Origin of the sequence: Chryseobacterium sp. MA9 (assembly GCF_024399315.1) — a bacterium.
Taxonomy (GTDB): domain Bacteria; phylum Bacteroidota; class Bacteroidia; order Flavobacteriales; family Weeksellaceae; genus Chryseobacterium.
Map to the genome: position 1 here is coordinate 4,223,844 of NZ_CP075170.1, position 23,324 is coordinate 4,247,167.

Sequence of the window (23,324 nt, forward strand, 5' to 3'; positions counted from 1 at the left end):
AACATATCTTTTCAAAATAAAAAAATAAAAAAATAAAAAAAAATCTACGCAAAAAGATTGCGTAATACTGTTTTTACTTTGCATCAGAAATCAGAGAGGAAGTATCAATCCTTCTCCATGTTTAACAAAAAAACAGTAACCATGAAATTTAATTTTTTAAAAAAAGAAACTACAGTAGTCCTGAACTACGAAGGTGCAAAAGCATATGCCATGACACCTGCAGAAGAATTGTATAGTGCTGTTGTTACAACAGGACTGTCAGATGCCAATTATGAAAAAGGAAATGACAGATTGGAAAGAATCCAGTCTCTGATCAAAAAAAATGATCCCGAATTTGTAGCTAAACTGGCAGTGTATGCAAGAAAAGAGATGTATCTGCGTTCCATTCCATTGGTATTAACTACCGAATTGGCAAAGCAGGTTTCCGGTACGGATCTGATAAGTAAAACGGTAGAAGGTGTTGTTCAGAGAGCGGATGAAATCACAGAATTACTGGCGTACTACCAATTTGCGAATAAAAGAACAGATACGAAAAAACTGAACAAACTGTCAAAACAGATTCAAAAAGGTCTGGTGAGATCATTCAATAAATTTGATGAATACCAGTTTGCAAAATACAACAGAAAAGCAGAGGTGACCTTGAAAGATGCGCTTTTCCTTATTCACCCTAAAGCTAAGGATGAAAACCAACAGGCTGTTTTCAACAAAATTGCCAATAACACATTGGAAACTCCTTATACATGGGAAGTAGAACTTTCCGTTTTAGGTCAGGCGAAATTTGCAAATGATGCAGAAAGAAAGTTAGCCTTCAAAAACAAATGGGAAGAACTGATCTTCAGCAATAAATTGGGTTATATGGCAACCATGAGGAACCTGAGAAATATCCTGGAAGCGGGCGTATCACCAGATGCGATGAATAAAGTATGCAGATATCTTTCTGATGAAAAAGCTGTATCTAATTCAAAACAACTCCCATTCCGATTTCTTGCGGCTTACAGAGAATTAAAAAATATTGATTCTCCTTATCTGTCCTCAGTATTGGAAGCATTGGAGAATGCTGTTGTGGTAAGTGCCAGAAATATCAAAGGTTTTGGTTTTGACACTTCAGTAGTGATCGCTGCGGATGTATCGGGTTCTATGCAGAAAGCAGTTTCCAATAAAAGTAAAATTTTGCTGTATGATATCGGTTTGCTGATGTCTATGATTCTGCAGTCACAATGTAAAAACGTGGTGACAGGTATCTTCGGTGACCGTTGGCTGAGAGTTCCAATGCCTAAAAACGGTATTTTAAGAAATGTAGATGCATTCTACAAACGCGAAGGTGAAGTAGGATATTCTACAAATGGTTATCTTGTTATAGAAGATCTGATCAAAAGAGGTGAAAAAGTGGACAAAGTAATGCTATTCACCGATACTCAGATGTGGGACAGCACTGGAAACAGAAAATCTTTTGAAGATCTATGGAACAGGTACAAAACGATCGCACCCAATGCAAAGCTGTATATCTTTGATCTGGCAGGTTATGGCAGACAGCCACTTGATATCAGAAAGAATGATGTACATCTTATAGCTGGCTGGTCAGACAAAATTTTCGATGTACTGAATGCTTTGGAAGACAAGAAATCAGCCGTAGAAATGATTCAAAAAGTAGTGCTGTAACAGGCACTGCTTTTAAAAATAATAATTGATAAGCATCAAAACAATCAATATATTCAGGAGCTAATCCTGCTTTCCACTATATCTTTTTCACCAAGGCTTTTTTCAAGCAATTCAGAAAAAGGATGACGTTGCAATCAGGGCTATTGAATTAAACTATATACTAAAAATGCTGAATTATAAATATCCAGAGAAAATTTCAAAACAATTGGCCGGAATTTCCAAGTCTTGAATTTTTGGTTCTTTTGCTTCAAGGCAAAACGAACAAATATTTAAATAAAAATAAACGGCTTAAAAATTATGGGAAATTTATTGTACAGAATTGAACAGGATCTCAAAGAAGGCAGAAAGAAAAAGACATGTGACAGATTGAGAAATATGATCAATCAGTTTCCCAATGATATTTCTCTGAGAAAAAGATTAGGACAGATTTATTTTGAAGCTGGATTTCTTGATGAAGCGGGAAAATTCTGGATTCTGTCTGCTCCTGAAAATAATGAAATGGAAAATGCGGTAGAGTTGTACAGGAAATCTTTAAGTAATTCAGGAAATGCAATTTTAAAAGATATTGTTTTCAGAGGAGATAAAGATTTGCTTGATGAGCATGCAAAGAAAGTAATCATAGAGCTTGAGCAAGATAGCTTCAAAGCGACCAAACAAATCCCTGTTTTTAAAGCTAAAACGAGAGAAAAAGAAAAGTATCAGGAACATCATACAGGTTTTCTAAGCAAGATTGGAATCTTTTTATTGATTGGATTTATTATTTTACTTCCGGTTTTAGGAATTTTTAAATTGTTGGAATTGATCTCATCATTATTTTCTCAATAAAAATAAACTACGTAAAAAGATTGCGCACATACAATATAATTTTGCAGTGTTAATATTACCAGTGCCGTTAGAAAGACATTCTTCGATTCTAAACTGACAGAGTCTTTCACCAGATTGCCCGGTAGCTATAACCAATGCCGTAGATAAGAGTTTCATCATCAACTTCCAATTGAATATCATTTACTCTTATTATTTAATTGCTTGGTTTTTAATAAAAATAGAACTGCGTAAAAAGAATGCGCACTAACAATATAAATTTGTAAAAAAAGAAAACTAATAACGATGAATAACCATAAACCAAATCTAAAAGAAGCACTGTATTGAGGTTAATACTCAATACTTATGAAAAAAACAAAAACATTAAGAAAGAGATTTGGATTCAATGAATATGGATTGATTGACTTTCCAAAGAAAATTTCCGGTGTACAGATTTCAAGAATTATGCACGGATATGATATGGGTTGCTCATACTGTTTTCCACACGGTTATGAAGTGGTAAACGCAACGTATACAAAGTTCCAGAGAAACTGGAAGAAATATAGAAAAACCCAATGGAAAAAATAATATCAGGTGTCGTTTTGGAGTCATACTTCGAGTTAAGTCTTCAGATGTAGGTTCAATTCCTGCCATTCCTGTTGTAAACGGAATGTAGCTCAAAAGATAGAGCAGAAGAAAAAGAAAAGATTCCGCCGCTTTTACCCTGATACTATAAAAGAGTAGATGCATAAAAAAATAAAAATCAAGTGTCGTCTTAGAATCATACTTCGAGATTGAGTAAACATTGGGTCGCAGGTTCGAATCCTGCCTTTTCCCTCGAAAAGGAGAGGTAGCTCAGCAGGTAGAGCAAATGCACGGAAGATTCTGAAAAATATTACCTTGATTTGTAAAAGAGTGCCGTAGAAAAGGCCTACTTCGGTTTAATTTGGTTCGACTCCAGAAGGTCATGGAAATGATCTTGTACAAGTCTTTTCGAATCTTGCCTCTTTTTTATTTAAAATTATTAATACCATGAATATACCTGAAGACTTAACAGAATTTTTATACTGGGTCAAAGACCAAACAGAAAAACTATGGTCTGTAGATGATGAAAATTGCCCCAAAGGATTTTACGGCGCCAGATGGCAGGGGCTTTCTGAAGAACAGATTGATCAGGTTGAACAAAAATATCAGGTCAGTTTTACTTCCGAACATAGAAAATTTCTAAAGGTTCTTCATGCTATCGACAAAAAAGAAATTGTTGAATATGAAGATGAAGGAGAAATGGTTACAGAAGAATGTACTTTCTTTTATAATTGGCTTGAAAATGAAGTTGAGATTATCCGCCAAATAAAATGTTTTTACAAATGGATGTGGGATGATATTATCAGTGTGAATTATGTTTGGCTGAAATCGTGGGGAGTAAAGCCTAAGTCTTTAGAAAGGAAAAAAGAAATATTTGACGAATGGTTTTCAAAGCTTCCGCAATTATTGCCTATTAGGAATTCATCATGTGTTGTAGACAATGACAACTTAAAATGGAATCCTGTAGTAAGCGTTAGTGGTTCGGATGTTAACATTCTGGGCTGGGATTTCAGAACTTATTTACTATATGAGTTAAGAGAGCATCTTAATATTTATACAGATGTATATGATGAAGAAGATGAAAGGTTCTACCCTGAACTTATTGATGAAGTGCAAAAAATTAATAATGAAAATTTTAAGTATGATGAATCCAAAGATATTCCTTATTTGAAAGAAATTATTCTTTATTGGTCTTCCGGATGGAGAGGTTTTGGGTTAAGTTATCACCCTGAAAATGTCAGAGTTCATCCTATTGTTAAAACATATATAGCTGAAGAAGAAAAATAAAACAGACAAGTGCCGTAGAAAAATGTTACTTCGCTCATCACGACGGGGTCACGGGTTCGAATCCCGTCTCTTCCACAACAAAAAAACACAGTTTATATAGGAAGAGTAGCTCAGTTGGTTAGAGCACGACTACATTATTCGATTTTAGCCTTGTTTTTCTCATATCAGAAGCCGGAAGTGGGACGTTGAAAGACATCTTTGTATATAATTTTCTATAAAGTCAGAGAGATCTTTCAGACTTTAACCCCTTTCTTCATCCCACTTCCAGCTTCTTAATATTACCATTCTAAAGTGTCGTTAGGAAAAAATTCATCGTAACATAACTATGGGAGGAATAGCGAAGCCGGTTACTCCGGCAAGGTTATCCGGTTCGACTCCGGCAAACGTTTAGCCCGGTTTTTTCCTTATTATTACCTTTAAAAAATGCCGGTAAATTACTTACCGGCATTTTTCATTGTACCTACAAGCTCCTCTTCAAACATGAGTTTCCATTTGGAGAGAGTAGTTCTGCTTATTTTATATTTTCTTGACATATAGCTTGTGGAATGACCGTGCTTTTTTTGATACTGCAGCAGTTTTAGCATCGTCTGCCTGTCATATGTTTTGAGTTTTTGATTTTCTCTGGACTGCTTGAACAGCTTCTCATTGAATTTAAGCACATCCTCACTGGTATGAAGCTTTTCAAGAAGTTCTTTGATTTTCGGATCTTTCAGTTTTTCAGGATATTCCATCTTAAGCATATCCTGGTAAATTTTTTTATAATTGGGACGCATGTCTTATCTGTTTATCCGTTTACATTATCGCTCTTCTGAAGCCATCTGTGAAGGGTGCTTTTAGGAATAGAATATTCTTTAATGACTTCACTTTGGGTCATTTCACCGGAAAGAATTCTTTTCATAATAAAATCTTTGATTTCCTGGGTGTAAATATTTTTCCTGAAATAAGGTGTTTTTTCGGACTTCTGCTGGTTTTTGTTAATGGCAGAAGGAGGAGCATATAAAATCAAATGTGAGCTGTAAAGTCTGAAAAAATCATATTCCAATAATTTGCTCCATCTTAGAAGAAGATCTGTATCCATCGATTTGCTGCCATACATAACTTCGATCGTTCCTTCATCTTTGCCTAAAAATTTGCATATCCTTTCTATTGTTATTTCATTTTCATCTACCCTTTCCTTAATAAACTTCCCAATATGGATTTCTTTATATAACATTTTTATTGAATATTATTCTTTTGTTTAAACTTATGTATCAAAAAAACGAAAATAAAATCTATATATTATCTCATGTGATAGGAAATAATTCACTTTAATTTGAAATTGATAGAAAATGGAAATTATGATGTAAGAATGTTAAATTGCGCTTAATAAGACGATGAGTCTTAAAAAACGGATCTGTAACTTATCAAATATCTTAAAAACAGGTGGGTAGGAATCACCTTAATGTACTTGAGATATATTCTTTATTTTCAATGGGTTTCCTCTTCTTCTCTTTCAAACTTCTTTTCCTGCCATTTGTGTAAAATAATATATGACCTATTAAGGTTTTTAACCAATTCTATGAGTTGAAGCTGCAGATAGATTAATATACAGCTTTTTACGCGTTGAATTTTTTAATTAGTACCAAATAATTGCTTATTCGCTTTCAAATGTAAACAAAAATAAGAAGTAAAAAGAGATAGAAATGTAAAAATCATGCTTTATTTACTTATTTTAATTAAAATTAACATATTATAAAAACTGATTTGTAAATTGCTTACAAGTAATAGGTTTCATCATAGAAAATGATAAAAAGAAAAAATTGTATAGCATGGGGACAGTCCATACCTTTGCAAATCAATGAAAAATACTATAAGCTTATTCGATTTTTCGAAGAAAATCAATTACAAAAATGAACTGCTGGCTGGCTTTACTGTAGCAATGACGATGATTCCTGAATCTCTTTCATTTGCTATCCTTGCCGGTTTGTCTCCGCTCACAGGGCTTTATGCAGCCTTTATGATGGGACTCGTAACGGCCGTTTTGGGAGGGCGTCCGGGAATGGTTTCCGGTGGAGCAGGAGCAACCATCGTTGTATTGATCGCTCTGATACAATCTCATGGAATAGAATATCTTTTTGCTACTGTAGTGCTTGCCGGAATACTTCAAATGCTGGTAGGAATTTTTAAACTGGGGAAATTTGTAAGACTTATTCCACAACCTGTTATGTATGGGTTTCTGAACGGACTGGCTATTATCATTTTTATGGCACAGGTAGAACAGTTCAAAATTAGAGATAGCAGCGGAGTGGTGAATTGGTTGCAGGGAATGCCTTTATACATCATGGGGGGCTTAACGGCTCTTACAATTGCCATCGTTTATTTTTTTCCAAAAATCACAAAAGTTGTTCCAGCCTCTCTTGTAGCAATTATAATTGTCTTTGCTTTAGTTCTTGGATTTAATATTCCAACCAAAACCGTAGCAGATATTGCTCATATTAGTGGAAATCTTCCAAGTTTCCATATCCCAAAAATTCCTTTCTCCCTGGAAACTTTACAGATTATTTTCCCTTATGCCTTAATTATGGCCGGAGTAGGTCTTATTGAATCTCTTCTGACATTATCAATGGTAGATGAAATTACTAACACCAAAGGAAGTACAAATAAAGAATCCGTAGCTCAGGGACTGGCTAATATTACCAATGGTTTTTTTGGCGGAATGGGCGGCTGTGCAATGGTAGCACAGACATTGGTGAATCTGAATGCAGGCTCCAGAGCAAGATTATCCGGAATTATAGCCTCTCTGCTTATTTTGATAATTATACTGTGTGGAGCTCCTGTGATAGAGAAAATTCCTATGGCTGCTTTGGTAGGGGTGATGATGATGGTGGCCATCAGTACTTTTCAGTGGGTATCTATCAGAATTGTTAATAAAATGCCGAAGTCGGATATTTTTGTAGGGGTTACCGTAGCACTGATTACTGTAATTTTGCATAATCTGGCTTTAGCAGTGTTGATTGGAGTAATCATTTCAGCATTGGTTTTTGCGTGGGATAATGCTAAAAGAATCAGAGCAAGAAAGCATGTTGATGAAAACGGAGTGAAATATTATGAAATATATGGACCTTTGTTTTTCGGTTCTGTAATGGCATTTACAGATAAATTTGATCCAATGAATGATCCAGAACAGGTGGTGGTTGATTTTAAAGAAAGCCGTATTGTAGATATGAGCGCAATAGAAGCCCTAGGAAAGCTATCTAAACGTTATCAAGAACAAAATAAGACATTACACTTACGACATCTCAGCGAAGACTGTAGGAAAATATTGAAAAATGCAGAAGCTGTAGTAGAGGTTAATATCCAGGAAGATCCAACTTATAAGGTGATGCCGGAAAAATAGGGAAGTAGTCAATAAGTGAATTTTGCTTCTCAAGTGAATAGTGAATTTTTATAGTTTTAAAAATTGACAAGCGTAGCGGATTGACGATTGACTATTCACAATAAAACTTCCCATAAACCACACAAGGACTGTAAGAAAAATCTACAGTCCTTGCTTGTTTAGGTTATTAATGTATTCGCAATAAAATCAGGCACTAAAGCGTAGTGTGATAATTTCATGCTGATGGATGCTCTTCCGCTTGTAAGCGTTCTCAAATCAGAAATGTAACCGAAAGTTGAAGCTAACGGAACTTCCGCTGCAAAAATCTTTCTTCCTGATCTTTCATCAATAGAAGTAATGATTCCTCTTCTTCTGTTGATATCCGCAGTAACAGCACCGGTATATTCTTCAATACTTTGGATCTCTACCTGCATGATAGGTTCCATCAGTTTAGGGCTACATCCTTTTGCCGCCGCTTTGAATCCTTCTCTTGCTGCAATTTCGAAATCAAATGCTGCAGAATCCTGAGCGTGGAAAGATCCATCCAGAAGAGTGACCTTCATATTTTCCAAAGGATATCCTTTCAGTGCTCCATGTTCCATAGCTTCTCTGAATCCTTTTTCCACAGAAGGAATAAATTCAGTGGGAATAATTCCTCCTTTAATCATATTGATGAATTCCAATCCATGTTCATTATCATTCCTTGGTCCGATTTCAAAACTAATATCAGCGAACTGACCGCTTCCTCCGTTTTGCTTGGACAGTTTTTCTCTGTGAACTTTAGTTTCCGTTAAGATCTCACGATAAGAAACTTTAGGTTTTCCCTGATTAACTTCAATACCGTGATTCAGGCGGATTTTTTCCAAAGTAACCTCAAGATGAAGCTCTCCCAGTCCACTCAATAAAGTTTCCCCGGTCTGTTTATCCCTTTCAACCACCAAAGACGGGTCTTCTTCCTGGATTTTTGCCAGCACCAAACCAAATGATTTCTCGTCACCATTAGTTTTCGGTTCAATAGCCACCTTGATAACAGGAGTAGGGATCGTAATCGATTCCAGCAATATAGGCTTGTCTAAAGAAGATAAAGAATCTCCGGTTTTGGCATCTTTTATTCCTGTTAAAGCAACAATATCTCCAGCTTTGGCTTCTTCCAGAGATAACGTTTTGTCAGACTGCATTTGTAAAATCCTGGAAATCCTGAAACTTTCGCCCGTTCTTACATTCAGTAAAGTATCTCCGGATTTAATTTTTCCGGAATATACACGGAGCATAGCCAGTCTTCCCATATGTTTATCAATCACAACTTTGAAGACAAGCCCTGAAAAAACAGCAGTTTCATTTCTTTCCAACGTTACTGTTTCTTCCGTATGTGGATCTCTTCCCTTTAGATCAGCTAACTGATCCGGAGCTGGAAGATAATTTACCACAGCATCAAGAAGAGGCTGGATTCCCTTATTCTTAAAAGCAGAGCCACAAAGAACAGGAACAGCTGATCCGGATCTGCAGACTCTCTGTATCGCTTCTGAGATCATTTCAATGGTGGCTGTTTGTTCAGCATCCATAAAAATTTCAAAGAACTTCTCATCATTTTCTGCAAGAGTTTCCATTAATTTCAGTCTGTATTCATTGGCTTCAGCAATAGAGGTGCCAGGAATTTCTTTTTCCACAATGGTTTCTCCGGTTTCATCAGTCCAGTACAATGCTTTCATTTTGACAAGATCAATGACGCCTTCAAAATGTACTTCAGCGCCAATCGGAATCTGAAGAGCCAGAGGAACAGCATTCAGTTTGGTTTTTATCTCATGAAGAACGGCAAAGAAATCTGCTCCAATTCTGTCCATTTTATTGATGAAACATATTTTGGATGTTCCATGTTTTTCAGCCTGGAACCAAACATTTTCAGTCTGTGGCTGAACTCCTGAAGAAGCACAGAAAACGGCGACAACGCTGTCCAGAACTCTTAGAGAGCGTTCTACTTCCACCGCAAAATCAATGTGTCCCGGCGTATCAATAATGTTGATGTTATAAACCTTATTGTCTTTTTTCCATTGCGTAGAAACTGCAGCTGATGAAATGGTAATCCCTCTGTTTCTTTCCTGGATGTCTTTATCCATGGTGGTGTTTCCTTCATCTACATTACCTATTTTATGAATGAGTCCTGTGTAATAAAGAAGCCGTTCCGACAACGTTGTTTTTCCTGCATCTACGTGTGCTATGATCCCTATATTTCGTGTGTTGTATTTCATTTTGTTTGATTTAAATTTTTGATTTTTAGATCTGTGTATAGAAAAAATTCTGAAAAAATGAGCACAAAATACACTCCGGTCTTATAAAGCCGGTAAAACATTTTTTGTATTCTGTATCAAAGTGAAATTTTCAGAGATCTTAACAAATAACAGATGTTTTTTTGAATTGTTAAAGTCTGAAATTAGGGCAGCAAAAAAGACCTATCCGAATAGACAGGTCTTCAAATATTTTTGGGTATAAAAGATCTATGGAACTATTCAGATAAATATTCAGTGCTGCCAAAGAACACAGCTCTGACAGGATTGCTTAAAGTTATAATATTTATCATTTTTGTTGACATTGTTGATTTTTAATCGGTTGCGAAATTATAATTTTTTTTTGATTTCCCAAGAATTTTTAAAAAAAAATTTTTGTGAATGGATATTAAACGCTTCATAAATCACCTTCTGTATGTCTGTCAAATTCGTAGAATTTCATAAAAATATCTTAAAACAGATAACGAACGTAATGCTTTTATGATAAATATTTTATCTTTGGAAAGAATAGTATTGTAAACACTTTTTGATGATTAAAAAAATTTAAATCTTTTTCAAGAAGCTAAATAAAAACTTTTAACTTAAAACCTATTGAAAACAGATATCGACATTCATAACCACTGTCATTTTTCCTTTGACCTGTGGCTCACCTTAATCAAATCTCATCCTGAATTTAAAGCAAAAAGAGTTGAGCTGTTCTCCTCATTTTTCAACGTAGATAAACCGATAGGAGAAGTTGCGAAAACCGTAAAATATTACGATGATCTTTGCAATACCATCAATGAAGTGACAGGAGGAAATATAGATACTTTTGAGATCTATCTGATGATTCTCAGTTCTCTGAACGTGGATGTAAAACTTTTGACTAATGAAAAGCTCAATGAGTTTTACAACAAGAGTGAAGAATTGTTTCTGGAATACAAACCAGTTGTGATTTTTGAAAATATCCATAGTTTTTTTGAGGATATCAAAAATCAGGGCAAGACCATTAATATTCTGAGTAATACAGGGTTTATCAAAGGAAAAACAATGCGGAAATTTCTGATTCATGAAAATCTGGATCAGTACATAGATTTCCATATCTACTCTGATGAAATCAACTGTTCCAAACCGAATCCGCTTATTTTTCAGGAAGTGAAAAATAATATCAAAAATCAGGATTTGCCAATGCATCAGATTCTGCATATCGGAGACAATCCATTTGCTGATTATGAAGGAGCAAAGAACTTCGGTTTCAGTGCACATTTACTTAAACACTAAAAATAAACATGAACAATAGATACAGCTTACACCACATTCATTCCGCAGATGAGTTTACATTTTCACCTGCAGAATACAGCTATTTCAAGTATGGCGATAAGTCGTATGCTGAAAAATTTGCAAGAGAATTATTCGAAGGATTTATTTCCGAAAACGAAGAGCTTTTAAATACAAATAAAGAGATTGTAGTGCTGCCAAGCCCTTACATGGCTATTCCTACGGCTTCCAATTTTTTATGTTTTTACTTTAAAAAACATCTTGATTTTTATTTGTTTCAAAAAGGAAAGAAATCCAGTATTTTATCTAAAATCAATCGTAATCATACTTACATCACAGATTACGGGAATCTTAATTTTGAAGACCGAAAAAATCTGATCGCAAATGATACTTATTATATAGATAAGGATTTTTTGAGAGGAAAACTTTGTATTTTTATAGACGATATAAAAATCACGGGAAGTCATGAATATACAGTGAACAGAATTCTGAATGAATATAGCGTGGAAGCTGATTTTATGTTCCTGTATTATGCGGAACTGATGAATTTTGACCTTGATCCTAAAATTGAAAACTTTTTTAATTATTATGCAGTAAAAAATGTAAAACATGTTGCAGATGTGATGAATAAAGAAAGTTTTCAGTTCAACACTAGGATTGTAAAATATATTTTAGGCCTGGATTCAAGTAATTTTGATTATCTTACGTCTAAAGTAAAAAAAGAACAGATGGAGCAGCTTTTGGAACTTGCTATCAGCAACAATTATCATTTAATAAAAGAATACGAAAATAACATCAATACTTTAACACAAACGGAATTATATTATGGCTATTAACTTACAAAAAGGACAAAGAGAAAACATTAACGCACCTAAATTTACTGTAGGTTTAGGATGGGATATCAATAATACTTCTACAGGAACAGCTTTCGACCTTGATGCATCTTTATTCTTACTTGGGGACGACAAAAAATTAGTTTCAGATAATCACTTTATTTTCTATAACAACCTTGAGTCTCCGGACAAATCTGTAATCCACACAGGAGATAATCTTACAGGTGAAGGATCAGGGGACGATGAGCAGATCAAGATTGATCTTACGAAAATAGATGATGCTATCAAAGAAATTACAGTAGTAGTAACTATTCACGAAGCAGATTCGAGAAAACAAAACTTTGGACAGGTAAGAAATTCTTTCATCAGAATTTTCAATACAGATACGAATGAAGAGATCTTAAAATATGAATTAGATGAAGACTTCTCAATCGAAACTGCTGTAGAATTCGGAAGAATCTATAACAGAAACGGAGAATGGAAATTTGAGGCTGTAGGTGCAGGACAAAGAGACGGCCTTGAGAAATTTGTATCAATTTATCAGAAGTAATCATGGAAAATCAGGAAAATCAACCCATAGATCCACTAGGGTCAATAGAACCTCTTAAAACCTTTGAACCTACTCCAATGGTTCCTCCAACTCCGGCTCAGCCTGTTCAGAATGCAGCACCGGCAGTTCTTGTGGATAGAGAAGGAAATGTAAATCTGACGCAGCTGCAGTCAGAAGAACGCCAGAAATATGAAGTTCTTGCGAACTCTATTGACGAGGCCAACCCAGGTTCCATTGTGAATTTCGGGGCGGAACTTCAGAAAACTTTAACCAATCAGAGTGACAGCTTCTTAGGAAATGTAAGAAGATCAAACTCAGGAGAGGTAGGAGGGCTTATCAATGATCTTTTAGTAGAGCTTAACTATGTAGATGTAGATGAGCTTAACGGAAATAAAGTTAAAAGCTTCCTAAGTAAACTACCATTCATGAAGAAGGTAATTACTCAAGTGGAAAATTTATTTGCAAAATATGACAAGATCATCAATAATATTGAGCAGATCTCTTACAAAGTAAATGCAGGAATCATCACTTCTACAAAAGATAACGCTGTACTTCAGACTATTTTTGAGAGCAATGTGAATTCGATAAAACAAATTGAAGATCTTGTAATTGCAGGAAATATCAGAATGGAAAGAGCTGCAGTAGAATTGGCACAAATGGAAACTGCTCCTCAGAATTTTCAGGATTACCAAATTGCGGATAAGAGAGATTTCATTGCAAGGTTAGACAGAAGAATGGCAGATCTTAAAGTGGTGCGTGTAATCATGATGCAGTCGCTTCCACAGATCAGACTGGTACAGAATAACAATGTTTCTATTGCTGAAAAAGCACAGACAATTCTTACCACTACACTTCCTGTCTGGAAAAACCAACTTTCACTTGCTGTCGCGATGTACAGACAACAGCAGAATATTGAAATCCAGCAGAAGGTATCTTCTACTACTGAAGAAATCTTAAGAAAGAATGCAGAACGACTTGGGCAGAACTCAATAAATGTTGCCAGAGCTAATGAGCAGACTATCGTATCTGTGGAAACATTGAAAGAAACAACATCAATGCTTATCAATACATTGAATGAAGTGAAACAAATCCAGAAACAGGGAGCAGATAACAGAAGAAAACTGGATCAGGATCTTCAGACATTGGAGCATGAACTTAAAGCTAATGTCAGAGGTTAATTTATAGGATACTAAGGTGGGGGATGATGCAGCAACCATATTGTCGCAAAGCAAAAGGAGATTAACAAAGCTTAAGCTTCTCGCTAATTTTTTTGAACATATTGACATAATATCAATTTACATCAAAACAGATATTATCCACAATCTGTTCCAGGAAAATACGGCTTTAGATTATAATAAACTGGAACTTTTCCACCTACAGTATACGGACAGTCTCATAGAGCTTCTGACTAAAATCAAAAGACAGAAAGAAAATGATATGCTGGCTGTCATCAACGAAATTAACATCAACAATAAATATATTTCAGGTTTTGAAGAAAGACGGGTAGACAGTTTTCAGACTGACAGGAAAATGTACAGCGGTGTATTTTCCCAACATCTGAAAACTTTGTATAAAGACCTTACGGAAGATAGTTTTACAGCTAATTGGGATAATGTACTGTACTTTCATAAAAAATATGCCCAGGAATTTTACAGGACGGAAGCAGACGAAATGCTGTTGAAATCCGATACTTTTCCGGCTTATCAGTATAAAGATTATTCAATTGAAAGAAAGCTGTTGGGAAGGCTCAATATACAGGGGTTTAAAGTTCGTTTTGTGTGTGGATACCTTATAGGAACCCATGATTATGAACTTTTTAAAATCTTTCAGTCTGATGATCACTTTATTTTCAGTGTAGACGAAAAGAAGTTGTATCTTTTCGACAAAGAACTGGATAAGCTGGATATTTCTGAAAATCAATCTAACCAGAGCTCTATTATTGATCAGCTGAGAAGTAAAAATGAGCAACTGGAACATAGTATGAACGAAAGAAAACGTACTTTACCAGCAGAAGTGGAAGGGGTCTTGAAAGATTATATCAAAAACCTGGAAAATATAGATATTATGAGCAAAATATTTGACTTCGATGAAGAAACAAATATCCTGCGGGCAATGCTTAATTTGAATAATAACTAAGACGAAATTTGAAAAGCAAAGAAGGTTTACTTTTTTGCAAAAAATATAAATAACAACTAAAGATAAAAAGATGGCTATCAACTTACAAAAAGGTCAGAGAATCAACCTTAAAAAAGAAAATGGAGCTGAACTTTCCCAAGCTTGTGTAGGAATCAACTGGGGAGCAATTGAGAAAAAAGGATTTTTTGGGACTAAAAAAGAAGCAGTAGACTTAGATGGAAGCTGTATTTTATATGATTCAAACAAAAATGTTACAGAAGTAATCTATTTCGGAAACCTTAAATCCAGAAACGGATCTGTAAGACACAGCGGAGATGACCTTACGGGTGACGTAAACGGAGATGACGGTTTGGATAACGAAGTGATCACTGTAGATTTCAGCCAGCTGGAACCGAATGTAGAGCATGTGGCAATGGTACTGAACAGCTACAGAGGCCAGGATTTCGGGACAATTCCTTTTGCTTCTATCCGTATTTATGAAGGATCACCTACCAATGTAAGAGAAGTTTTTGCAAAATATGATATTGCAAATGATGCTTCTTTCAGCGGACATGTGGCCATGGTAATGGGAGTTTTCTATAAGAGAAACGGAGAGTGGAAATTCAATGCGATCGGAGATCCTACTGCAGACAAAAAACTGGAACAGACGGTTCAGACAGTTCAGATGAATTACCTATAATCAATTGTAAATCAAAAGATAAGTAAAATAGCAATATTTGTACCCTGTACATCTATTGCTTTTATCATATAATAACATAACTCAAGTGGAACATCAAAGTATTTTAGAACTGCACCCTGGTCTGGTGTGGGGATTTGCAGTAACAGTCGTTATCATGCTGCTCCTTGACTTAGGGGTATTTAATAAAAAAAGTCATGAAGTCTCTTCCAAAGAAGCTACCATATGGTCTATCGTGTGGATTTCGCTTTCAATGGTTTTTTCAGGAGTGGTGTATTGGGTATTCAATACCGATGGAAGCCCTGAAAGCCACGCTTTAGCAATAGAGAAATTTACACAATATCAGGCAGCCTATTGGATTGAAAAGGCCCTGTCTGTGGATAACTTATTTGTATTTATCCTCGTTTTCGGGTTCTTTAAAGTTCCGAAATACCTTCATCACAAAGTTCTTTTCTGGGGAATCATTGGAGCTCTTATCTTCAGAGCGATATTTATTTTTGCCGGAGTAGGGCTAATCAATCTGACGTATCTTCCTGAAATGAATATCTTTGGAGAAGCAGTGAAAATCAACATTGTAATGACATTGTTCGGATTATTTCTTGTGTATGCGGGAATCAAATCGTGGGGCGATGGTGATGATGATGACGATGAAGATTACAGCAATACAGCAGGAGCAAGACTGATCAAGAGTTTCTGGAAAGTTTCTGACAATTATGATGGAGATAAATTTTTCACCATTCAGAACGGGATTAAAATGGCAACTCCTCTTTTAGTGGTAGTAGGAGTTATCGAATTTACTGACGTTCTTTTCGCGGTAGATTCTATTCCGGCTATTTTTGCAATATCTAATGACCCATTCATCCTTTATACATCAAATATTTTTGCGATTTTAGGATTAAGATCATTATATTTCCTGTTAGCGAATTTTATTCATATGTTCAGCAAACTTCCTTACGGGTTGGCTATCATCCTATCCTTTATTGGAGTTAAAATGCTTATTGCACCATGGATTCACATTTCATCCCCGGTTTCATTAGGAATTGTGGGAGGAGTATTGGTAATCTCTGTTCTTTTATCTATTATCTTCCCAGAAAAAGAAGAAGAGAAGAAAGAAGAGTTGGAAGAAAAATAATCATATTTAAAATATATAAAAAGCCTCCAGAATTTAATTCTGGAGGCTTTTTTCTTTACAAATTTTTTTGTTGGAAAACGCAAAGGCGCAAAGAGAATAAACATTTTACTTTTTTAAAGACACAAGAAAATCGAAGATTTTCAACAAGAGTACTTATTAATTATTTGTAGCAGTATTAAATTTTATCAGAGGTAGAATCCTTGCCCCTTTAATATGATATATCCATAAGAATTTCGTGCCTTTGCGTTTTCAAAATTCTCAAGAAAATATTTTTCAAAAAAATAATAGACAGACTGGTCTGTATGTTATTTTTTTTCATACATTTGTTTCATAAAAAGAAGCAACATGAAATCTCCAAGAGAAAGAATAATAGAAACCACATTTCAATTGTTTGCCAAACAGGGCTATAACTCTACCGGAATCAACCAGATTATTTCTGAAGCAGAAGTAGCCAAAGCAAGCTTCTATCAGTATTTTAAATCCAAAGAAGATCTGTGTGTAGAATTTCTCAATGTTAGACATGAATATTGGTTCAATGAACTCAATAACTTCTTAGCAAAAGAAAAAGATTCAACATCTAAAATTATCAAAGCTTTCGATTTCCTGGTTTATATGAACGAAAAGGAAAACTTCAGAGGGTGCAGCTTCCTGAATATTTTATCAGAAATTCCAATGGATAATGTTAAAATTCTGAGTGTCATTCAGTTTCATAAAGCTGATCTCAGAAATTATTTTTTAGAATTAATGAATGATGATATTCTTTCCGACCATGTCTATATGCTTTTTGAAAGCAGTATCATAGAAAGCCAGCTTTTCAAATCCAATGAATTAATTGAAAAATCAAAAAAAATAGCAACCAATTTAATACAATAAGTTATGGAACAGAAACATCCGCTTCCGCCTTTCACCCTTGAAACGGCACTGGAAAAAATTCAACTTGCAGAAGATGCCTGGAACAGTCAGGATCCTGAAAAAGTTTCCAAAGCATATACTATCGACAGTGAATGGAGAAACAGAGATACATTTGTGAATGGTAGAGAAAAGATTGTAGTATTTCTTCAGAAAAAATGGGAGAAGGAGCTTAATTATAGGCTTAAAAAAGAATATTGGGCACACACGGATAATCGCATTGCTGTTCGCTTTGAATATGAATATCAGACAAAAGATGGCAACTGGTTCCGAGCATACGGGAATGAAAACTGGGAGTTTGATGAAAACGGATTAATGGCGAAAAGATATGCAAGCATCAATGATCTGGCTATCAAAGAAGAAGATCGAAAGTTCAGATAAAATTTTAAGACTGTTGTTACAACAGTCTTTTGTTTTATTGATAAAAAAATTTCTACTAATGTTGTCATAATAGATCTCGACAAATTTTATCGGAGATAAAATCCTTGTGTCTTAAAAGTATAATGTTTATCAGAAAAATTTTGCGCCCTTACGTTTCTAAATTATTATTCATCTACTTTTATTTCCCATGCAGCAGCTTATTAATCTTTCTCCTCGTCTGTACAGAAACTTTATAAGCTTCATCACGCAGTTTTTGTATTTTTCCTACGGGCTGGAAGAATATTTTACTTTCAAAAGGATTGAATGAAAGAAGCTCATTCGAACAATTGCGTGAATCCAATAAGGAGTCTTTGTTGATTCTGACCTCACCAATTTTAATAAAAGGAGAATCTTTCCATTCAACATTCAGTCGGTTGATCGGTTGATCTTTTAGGTCATAACAAATCTGTATCAAAACATCTGCTGAAAAATCATGCATCTGAAGGTAGTTTTTTAACGAATCTTTGATCTTTTGTTTTCTTCCAATATTTTTATCTACAGATTGAGGACACAGCTTTATTTTAATGACCTGATCTCCCAGACGGTAAGCTCCTACAGAATAATAATCAAACGACAGGATGAAATCATTTCTTTTCCCAATAAGTCTGATCATGTTGCGAACCATGTCATTTGTTAATAATGAGGGAATTATTTTTGCTATCTGAAAAAGCATTGGAAACAGGCTGCTCCATTTTTTTATGTAAAGCTTATTAACAGCGGTAAACAATTTCAGAAAAGTAGCAACAGAATTGATAGGGAACAAAGGGAAATTCACCAATGGATAATTGGCAAGCAATCCACCGTTCTCATCCCTGATCTGTACAGCAAACCCATAAGCAGGAATATCTTTTTTTGAATTTTGAATTTTCAGCTGAGCATTGGAAAACCGGATGGTCAGATCAAATTTTTCCTTGTCAAAGAAAGCCTGTAGAGATTCCGGAATATCAGGTTCAATCCAGAACGTTCCCTTTGCTACGGCATATGTTTTAGCATGGGCATTCCGGGTTGCATAATTGACGTCACTGATGGAAGAGGACTGCTCAACAAAATCAGCAATTGTTTTTTTATTGATTTCCAGAAGTTTTTTTTCCTCCTCATTCAGTTCATCAAACTTCTTATTATATTTTAGTGGATTTGGCATTTAGTTTTTAAAATTCAATTATAACGCCAAGTTTCGGAATCTGTGTTAAGTAAGTATTACAATTATTTGAATTTTGTTGAAAAGATACTTTTAAATAAAGAGATGTAAGATAATATGTTTGCTAAATCTTAATAAATAATATGTTTAACTTGTTGATTATTAGTGATTAATTATCTTACAATATGAATGGATTAAAAGGCGTGGTTTGATATGAAAATGCTCCGGATTTTTAAACTTCCATCCTGGTGCTTCCATCTTCAAAGTCTAAAAGCCTTATCTTTGTAAAAAAATTATAATATGGGAGTAGCAGATTTGTTATTTAAACGTAAAAAAGAATTGGCAGAAAAGAACCTGAAAGATGGTAAAGAATATATGGAAGAGTATGGTAAGAGAGAAAGCGTTGTGCAATTACCAAGCGGCTTACAATATGAGATCATTACAGAAGGAGATGGCCAGAAACCAGGACCTAAGTCTACTGTAAAATGCCACTATCACGGAACCACTATTTCCGGTAAAGTATTCGATAGCTCTGTAAAAAGAGGTACACCTGCATCTTTCCCTTTAAACAGAGTGATTTCAGGTTGGACAGAAGCACTTCAGCTGATGCCGGTTGGAAGCAAATGGAGATTGATCATTCCACCGCATTTAGCCTATGGAGATCAGGAGATCAGCAAAGAGATCGGACCAAACAGTACGCTTGTCTTCGAAGTTGAATTGTTGGATATTAAATAATCCTTCTTAAAAATAAATTAAAAAATTATCTGATTTCAGGTAATTTTTTTTATTTGTACTATATTCGTATTGGTAAATTGTAAAGCAAAGGTGGCAGAAAAAGATTTGTTTTATAATTGTTTCGGCAACACAAAAATATGACTGAATGAAAAAACTCTTCTACCTTTTCGCTGTGGTTAGCTTACTGGTATCCTGTGTTTCCAAAAAGAACCAGGCAATCCAGCAGAATATTCTTACCCTTAAGGACAGTTACTGTAAAGCTCCCTTTAAGTACAATTACAGTAATAAACTTCCGTCTTATAATTCGGATTCTATTTTAACAGCCAATAAAGAACTCAGCGGAATGTTTACCGATCAAAGTGTTTTAATTTTAAATGCATTGGGTAATCTTGATGATGTACATAAAATCATCGAACTTAAAAAAGATTCTTCTCTCACTTCACAGGTGAAAATATTGCAGCTTAAAACCAAAATCAACAGCAGAATTACCATTGCTTTAACAGAGCTGGATGCTGTGGCTGCAGAATTCGACTGTGAAGGAGAGCGGGTTGCTCAGATCGGTAGCTATGTGGATAATCTGAATGCCTCCAGAAACAATAAGCTGATTTTATATTCTATCATTGCCGGAGCAGCCTCATCCATTGCCGGTGGAATTGTGAAAAGTGACGGCTGGGATAATGCAATAGGTATCGGAGGAGGTGTTTTAGGAGCAGGGTTCGGTTTGGCAACCCTTAATCCTAAAGGAAAAAAAGTAGAATTTATCCACCAGAGAAATCTTTTGAGGGATATATGGAGAGAAAAACTGGAATCTCCCAACTTTCCTCCCTTTATCTGGTATATGTATACTGAGAAAAAATTTTCCAACAAAGAAGAATATTCTATTATCGGAAATATGAAACAAAGATGGCTTCATTATCAGTTTGATGATGTAAAAGAAGCTGCAGATAAGTCTGTAATCTTCAGTGATGGGGGATATTATAGAGCAGATGACCTTAATAACCGAGCTGCCATGCTCAATCAGATGCAATCTGCAACCCGTACTATCAATCAGAATATCAATTATCTGCTGCTTGATCTGGATAAATTAATCCTTTAAGAAAAAATTAACTGTAATGAAATTTGTTACATTTAGAAAAATACTTACCTTTGCAATGTAATTATAATGAACAATACAAGATTTGCTACGGCAATACATATTATGACATTATTGGCGAAGAGCCCTCAGGAGTGGCTTACTTCCGAGTGGATAGCCGGTAGTATCAATGTAAATCCGGTGATTATCCGAAAGGAGATCAGCGTATTGAGAGAAGCAGGTCTGATTAACAGCAGACAAGGAAAAGAAGGAGGAAGTCAGCTTGGCAAAAATGCAGAATTGATCACCATTTCGGAGATCTATAAAGCAGTAAAGAATACAGAAGTATTAGGTAAGAAAAATCAGAATCCTAATCCGGCATGCAGTGTTGGTAAGGAAATTAACGTTCATTTAAATACATTATTTGAAGAAACGGATCATTTGGTGGTAAAGTTTTTAGGAGACAAGTCATTACAGAAATTCGCTGACCAGTTCGAATAAAAATTTTTTAACCTTAAATGTAACAAATTTTATTACAATTTAATTTAAAAATAAAACATTATGAAAAAAGTAGCAGTAATTGGTGCAACAGGATTTGTAGGGGCACACGTAGTAGCAGAATTAGCAGACAGAGGATATGCTGTAGAAGCATTGGTAAGAGATGCATCTAAGGTAAAATCACAGGCAAATGTAACGGCAAAAAGCGTTGATGTAAACAATGTAGATGAATTGACTGAAGCATTAAAAGGAAATGATGCCGTAATCAGCACCTTCAATGCAGGATGGACAAATCCTAATCTTTACAATGATTTTTTGAATGGTTCTGAGAATATTCAAAAAGCAGTAGAACAGTCTGGGGTAAAAAGACTTATCGTAGTAGGTGGAGCAGGAAGCCTTTACACTCCGGATAATGTACAGATCGTAGACACTCCTGATTTCCCGGATGCTTACAAACCAGGTGCTACAGCAGCAAGAGATTATCTGAACAAAATCAAAGAAAACAAAACTCTGGATTGGACATTCTTCAGCCCTGCAGTAGAAATGAACCAGGCAAATGTAGGAGAAAGAACAGGAAAATACAGAACTTCATTAGAAACCCCGGTATTTGATGAAAACGGAAGAAGCCGTCTGTCTGTAGAAGATGTAGCCGTAGTTTTGGTAGATGAACTGGAGCAGAACAACCATATCAGAGAACGTTTTACAGCAGCTTATTAATTAAGAAAAGAACAGAAATGATACAAAAGAAATTATTGTCTTTATTGACGCTGTTGGGATTTATCAGCATATTTGCCGGAAATCTCAAAGTGAAAGTGTACAATCCGGGAACCAAAGCTATTTTCCCGATCACATCCACCATTATTTATGGAGATAAAGATGCAATGCTTGTTGATGCCCAATTTCAGAAACAATATGCAGAGCAGCTTGTTAAAGAAATAAAAGCAACAGGAAAAAACCTGAAAACAGTTTTTATTTCTCACAGTGATCCTGATTTTTATTTTGGACTGGATGTGATAAGAAAAGCTTTTCCTAATGCAAAGATCATTTCAACAGCACAGACAGCCTATCTGATATCCGCTTCAAAAGATGATAAACTTGCAGTATGGAAACCACAGTTGAAAGCAGATGCACCATCGGAAGTTATAGTTCCGGAAGCCGCTGTTTCAATTCCTGATCTTGAAGGAAACAAAATTGAAATCAGACAAAATCCAGAAGATTCGGCACACAGTTTTCTTTGGATTCCTTCTATTAAAACCATTGCTGGCGGGATTTCAGTTTCTGTAGGCTCACACCTTTGGATGGCTGATACTCAGAATGTAAAAGCGATTGACCAGTGGATTGGGCAGATTGATGCGATGAAAACTTTGAAACCGGAGCAGGTGATTGCTTCCCATTTCGCAGAACTTTCTACATCACCACAGTCTCTTAATTTTGTGAAAAGCTATTTGGAAAACTATAAACAAGCAGTTACAGAAAATAAAACTTCACCTGCCATTGTAGATTTTATGGTTAAAAAATACCCTAACCTGCCTGGAAAAGAAGAACTGGAAATGGGTGTGAAGGTTTTTCTTAAAGAAATGGATTGGGATCTGAAATCTCCATACCCGGCCATCGGTCATAAGATTGAAGTTGATTTCGGAACCGTAAAATTCCTTCTTGATTTTAAAGATAACAAAACAATGACTTTCACCGGAACAGCAGGAAGTTCAAAAAACAGCACAGATACTGTAGAATATACTGCTGTAGAAGTAGCGAAGAATGTCTTTATGGTGTATTGGCATGAACCACATCTTGGCTTCAACGTAACCCATATTCAGGATTATAATAAAAATATAGTGTACTCAAATATTGCAAGTCCTGACGGTACATTTACCCATCCGAAAGGAACTCTTAAGATTTTGAAGTAATGATAAAAATTAAAAGTACATGTAAATTTTACATGTACTTTTTTTATGTCTGGCAGTGGAACAAAGTGCAGAAACGTTTTATATACTCATTT

23 protein-coding genes are annotated in these 23,324 nt (G+C 35.2%); 19 read left to right on the forward strand and 4 right to left on the reverse strand.

The window, feature by feature from the left end; translation table 11 throughout:
• Window positions 1-141: 141 nt before the first annotated feature.
• The 4 genes from KIK00_RS19385 (at window position 142) to KIK00_RS19400 (ending at window position 4,332) form a co-directional block, all read left to right on the forward strand.
• Window positions 142-1,659: a TROVE domain-containing protein gene (locus tag KIK00_RS19385; protein WP_255813920.1), complete on the forward strand. Its 1,518-nt coding sequence runs from the start codon at window positions 142-144 to the stop codon at window positions 1,657-1,659.
• A gap of 297 nt (window positions 1,660-1,956) precedes the next feature.
• Window positions 1,957-2,484 carry a DUF6584 family protein gene (locus KIK00_RS19390; protein ID WP_255813921.1) on the forward strand — a complete coding sequence of 176 codons (528 nt, stop codon included), beginning with the start codon at window positions 1,957-1,959 and terminating at the stop codon, window positions 2,482-2,484.
• 342 nt (window positions 2,485-2,826) lie between these two features.
• Window positions 2,827-3,048: a phosphate ABC transporter substrate-binding protein gene (locus tag KIK00_RS19395; protein ID WP_255813922.1), complete on the forward strand. Its 222-nt coding sequence runs from the start codon at window positions 2,827-2,829 to the stop codon at window positions 3,046-3,048.
• Window positions 3,049-3,492: 444 nt separating this feature from the next.
• A complete protein-coding gene (locus tag KIK00_RS19400) occupies window positions 3,493-4,332 on the forward strand; it encodes a hypothetical protein (RefSeq protein ID WP_255813923.1) in 840 nt (279 codons plus the stop codon).
• Between the two features lie 434 nt (window positions 4,333-4,766).
• On the opposite strand, the gene KIK00_RS19405 is transcribed toward KIK00_RS19400, so the two are convergent.
• Both KIK00_RS19405 and KIK00_RS19410 read right to left on the reverse strand, forming a co-directional pair.
• Window positions 4,767-5,105 carry a helix-turn-helix domain-containing protein gene (locus KIK00_RS19405; RefSeq protein WP_255813924.1) on the reverse strand — a complete coding sequence of 113 codons (339 nt, stop codon included), beginning with the start codon at window positions 5,103-5,105 and terminating at the stop codon, window positions 4,767-4,769.
• An 11-nt stretch (window positions 5,106-5,116) separates the two neighbouring features.
• Window positions 5,117-5,545 (reverse strand): transposase, encoded by a 429-nt coding sequence (locus KIK00_RS19410; protein WP_255813925.1) that lies wholly within the window; start codon window positions 5,543-5,545, stop codon window positions 5,117-5,119.
• Between the two features lie 624 nt (window positions 5,546-6,169).
• Between KIK00_RS19410 and KIK00_RS19415 the strand changes: the two genes are divergently transcribed.
• A complete protein-coding gene (locus KIK00_RS19415) occupies window positions 6,170-7,708 on the forward strand; it encodes a SulP family inorganic anion transporter (protein WP_255813926.1) in 1,539 nt (512 codons plus the stop codon).
• Window positions 7,709-7,866: 158 nt separating this feature from the next.
• Here the strand turns inward: KIK00_RS19415 and fusA are convergent, their stop codons facing one another.
• Complete coding sequence (fusA, locus tag KIK00_RS19420; protein ID WP_255813927.1) at window positions 7,867-9,933, reverse strand: elongation factor G; 2,067 nt, start codon at window positions 9,931-9,933, stop codon at window positions 7,867-7,869.
• Window positions 9,934-10,560: 627 nt separating this feature from the next.
• Between fusA and KIK00_RS19425 the strand changes: the two genes are divergently transcribed.
• The 9 genes from KIK00_RS19425 to KIK00_RS19465 all read left to right on the forward strand — a co-directional run bounded on the left by KIK00_RS19425 (window position 10,561) and on the right by KIK00_RS19465 (window position 17,843).
• Window positions 10,561-11,229, forward strand: a complete 669-nt coding sequence (locus tag KIK00_RS19425; protein ID WP_255813928.1) for an HAD family hydrolase — start codon at window positions 10,561-10,563, stop codon at window positions 11,227-11,229.
• An 8-nt stretch (window positions 11,230-11,237) separates the two neighbouring features.
• Window positions 11,238-12,062, forward strand: a complete 825-nt coding sequence (locus KIK00_RS19430) for a phosphoribosyltransferase family protein (protein WP_255813929.1) — start codon at window positions 11,238-11,240, stop codon at window positions 12,060-12,062.
• The gene (locus tag KIK00_RS19435; protein WP_047428250.1) at window positions 12,052-12,609 is read left to right on the forward strand and encodes a TerD family protein; all 558 of its coding nucleotides are present in this window, start codon (window positions 12,052-12,054) and stop codon (window positions 12,607-12,609) included. Before KIK00_RS19430 ends, KIK00_RS19435 begins: the two co-directional genes overlap by 11 nt.
• A 2-nt stretch (window positions 12,610-12,611) precedes the next feature.
• Window positions 12,612-13,787, forward strand: coding sequence for a toxic anion resistance protein (locus KIK00_RS19440; RefSeq protein ID WP_255813930.1), 1,176 nt, complete (start codon window positions 12,612-12,614; stop codon window positions 13,785-13,787).
• A 16-nt stretch (window positions 13,788-13,803) separates the two neighbouring features.
• Window positions 13,804-14,745: a hypothetical protein gene (locus KIK00_RS19445; RefSeq protein WP_255813931.1), complete on the forward strand. Its 942-nt coding sequence runs from the start codon at window positions 13,804-13,806 to the stop codon at window positions 14,743-14,745.
• Between the two features lie 70 nt (window positions 14,746-14,815).
• Complete coding sequence (locus KIK00_RS19450; RefSeq protein WP_034693587.1) at window positions 14,816-15,424, forward strand: TerD family protein; 609 nt, start codon at window positions 14,816-14,818, stop codon at window positions 15,422-15,424.
• 85 nt (window positions 15,425-15,509) lie between these two features.
• Window positions 15,510-16,553 carry a TerC/Alx family metal homeostasis membrane protein gene (locus KIK00_RS19455; RefSeq protein WP_370647717.1) on the forward strand — a complete coding sequence of 348 codons (1,044 nt, stop codon included), beginning with the start codon at window positions 15,510-15,512 and terminating at the stop codon, window positions 16,551-16,553.
• Window positions 16,554-16,898: 345 nt separating this feature from the next.
• Window positions 16,899-17,426 carry a TetR/AcrR family transcriptional regulator gene (locus KIK00_RS19460; protein WP_255813933.1) on the forward strand — a complete coding sequence of 176 codons (528 nt, stop codon included), beginning with the start codon at window positions 16,899-16,901 and terminating at the stop codon, window positions 17,424-17,426.
• Between the two features lie 3 nt (window positions 17,427-17,429).
• Window positions 17,430-17,843, forward strand: a complete 414-nt coding sequence (locus tag KIK00_RS19465; RefSeq protein WP_255813934.1) for a nuclear transport factor 2 family protein — start codon at window positions 17,430-17,432, stop codon at window positions 17,841-17,843.
• Window positions 17,844-18,021: 178 nt separating this feature from the next.
• On the opposite strand, the gene KIK00_RS19470 is transcribed toward KIK00_RS19465, so the two are convergent.
• Window positions 18,022-19,023 (reverse strand): catalase, encoded by a 1,002-nt coding sequence (locus KIK00_RS19470; RefSeq protein ID WP_255813935.1) that lies wholly within the window; start codon window positions 19,021-19,023, stop codon window positions 18,022-18,024.
• 297 nt (window positions 19,024-19,320) lie between these two features.
• Here KIK00_RS19470 and KIK00_RS19475 point away from each other — a divergent pair, with 297 nt between their 5' ends.
• The 5 genes from KIK00_RS19475 (at window position 19,321) to KIK00_RS19495 (ending at window position 23,232) form a co-directional block, all read left to right on the forward strand.
• On the forward strand, window positions 19,321-19,755 hold the full coding sequence (locus KIK00_RS19475; protein ID WP_255813936.1) for an FKBP-type peptidyl-prolyl cis-trans isomerase: 435 nt from the start codon (window positions 19,321-19,323) through the stop codon (window positions 19,753-19,755).
• Between the two features lie 145 nt (window positions 19,756-19,900).
• Complete coding sequence (locus KIK00_RS19480; protein WP_255813937.1) at window positions 19,901-20,851, forward strand: hypothetical protein; 951 nt, start codon at window positions 19,901-19,903, stop codon at window positions 20,849-20,851.
• A gap of 66 nt (window positions 20,852-20,917) precedes the next feature.
• Complete coding sequence (locus KIK00_RS19485) at window positions 20,918-21,328, forward strand: Rrf2 family transcriptional regulator (RefSeq protein ID WP_255813938.1); 411 nt, start codon at window positions 20,918-20,920, stop codon at window positions 21,326-21,328.
• Window positions 21,329-21,388: 60 nt separating this feature from the next.
• The gene (locus KIK00_RS19490; RefSeq protein WP_255813939.1) at window positions 21,389-22,042 is read left to right on the forward strand and encodes an NAD(P)-dependent oxidoreductase; all 654 of its coding nucleotides are present in this window, start codon (window positions 21,389-21,391) and stop codon (window positions 22,040-22,042) included.
• 17 nt (window positions 22,043-22,059) lie between these two features.
• Complete coding sequence (locus tag KIK00_RS19495) at window positions 22,060-23,232, forward strand: MBL fold metallo-hydrolase (protein WP_255813940.1); 1,173 nt, start codon at window positions 22,060-22,062, stop codon at window positions 23,230-23,232.
• Window positions 23,233-23,324: the final 92 nt, after the last annotated feature.

What these genes read in the sequence shown, in the direction of transcription:
- KIK00_RS19385 (WP_255813920.1), top strand. Translation starts at nt 142, where the DNA reads ATGAAATTTAATTTTTTAAAAAAAGAAACTACAGTAGTCCTGAACTAC.
- KIK00_RS19390 (WP_255813921.1), top strand. Translation starts at nt 1,957, where the DNA reads ATGGGAAATTTATTGTACAGAATTGAACAGGATCTCAAAGAAGGCAGA.
- KIK00_RS19395 (WP_255813922.1), top strand. Translation starts at nt 2,827, where the DNA reads ATGAAAAAAACAAAAACATTAAGAAAGAGATTTGGATTCAATGAATAT.
- KIK00_RS19400 (WP_255813923.1), top strand. Translation starts at nt 3,493, where the DNA reads ATGAATATACCTGAAGACTTAACAGAATTTTTATACTGGGTCAAAGAC.
- KIK00_RS19405 (WP_255813924.1), bottom strand. Translation starts at nt 5,105, where the DNA reads ATGCGTCCCAATTATAAAAAAATTTACCAGGATATGCTTAAGATGGAA.
- KIK00_RS19410 (WP_255813925.1), bottom strand. Translation starts at nt 5,545, where the DNA reads ATGTTATATAAAGAAATCCATATTGGGAAGTTTATTAAGGAAAGGGTA.
- KIK00_RS19415 (WP_255813926.1), top strand. Translation starts at nt 6,170, where the DNA reads ATGAAAAATACTATAAGCTTATTCGATTTTTCGAAGAAAATCAATTAC.
- fusA (WP_255813927.1), bottom strand. Translation starts at nt 9,933, where the DNA reads ATGAAATACAACACACGAAATATAGGGATCATAGCACACGTAGATGCA.
- KIK00_RS19430 (WP_255813929.1), top strand. Translation starts at nt 11,238, where the DNA reads ATGAACAATAGATACAGCTTACACCACATTCATTCCGCAGATGAGTTT.
- KIK00_RS19435 (WP_047428250.1), top strand. Translation starts at nt 12,052, where the DNA reads ATGGCTATTAACTTACAAAAAGGACAAAGAGAAAACATTAACGCACCT.
- KIK00_RS19440 (WP_255813930.1), top strand. Translation starts at nt 12,612, where the DNA reads ATGGAAAATCAGGAAAATCAACCCATAGATCCACTAGGGTCAATAGAA.
- KIK00_RS19450 (WP_034693587.1), top strand. Translation starts at nt 14,816, where the DNA reads ATGGCTATCAACTTACAAAAAGGTCAGAGAATCAACCTTAAAAAAGAA.
- KIK00_RS19460 (WP_255813933.1), top strand. Translation starts at nt 16,899, where the DNA reads ATGAAATCTCCAAGAGAAAGAATAATAGAAACCACATTTCAATTGTTT.
- KIK00_RS19465 (WP_255813934.1), top strand. Translation starts at nt 17,430, where the DNA reads ATGGAACAGAAACATCCGCTTCCGCCTTTCACCCTTGAAACGGCACTG.
- KIK00_RS19470 (WP_255813935.1), bottom strand. Translation starts at nt 19,023, where the DNA reads ATGCCAAATCCACTAAAATATAATAAGAAGTTTGATGAACTGAATGAG.
- KIK00_RS19475 (WP_255813936.1), top strand. Translation starts at nt 19,321, where the DNA reads ATGGGAGTAGCAGATTTGTTATTTAAACGTAAAAAAGAATTGGCAGAA.
- KIK00_RS19480 (WP_255813937.1), top strand. Translation starts at nt 19,901, where the DNA reads ATGAAAAAACTCTTCTACCTTTTCGCTGTGGTTAGCTTACTGGTATCC.
- KIK00_RS19485 (WP_255813938.1), top strand. Translation starts at nt 20,918, where the DNA reads ATGAACAATACAAGATTTGCTACGGCAATACATATTATGACATTATTG.
- KIK00_RS19490 (WP_255813939.1), top strand. Translation starts at nt 21,389, where the DNA reads ATGAAAAAAGTAGCAGTAATTGGTGCAACAGGATTTGTAGGGGCACAC.
- KIK00_RS19495 (WP_255813940.1), top strand. Translation starts at nt 22,060, where the DNA reads ATGATACAAAAGAAATTATTGTCTTTATTGACGCTGTTGGGATTTATC.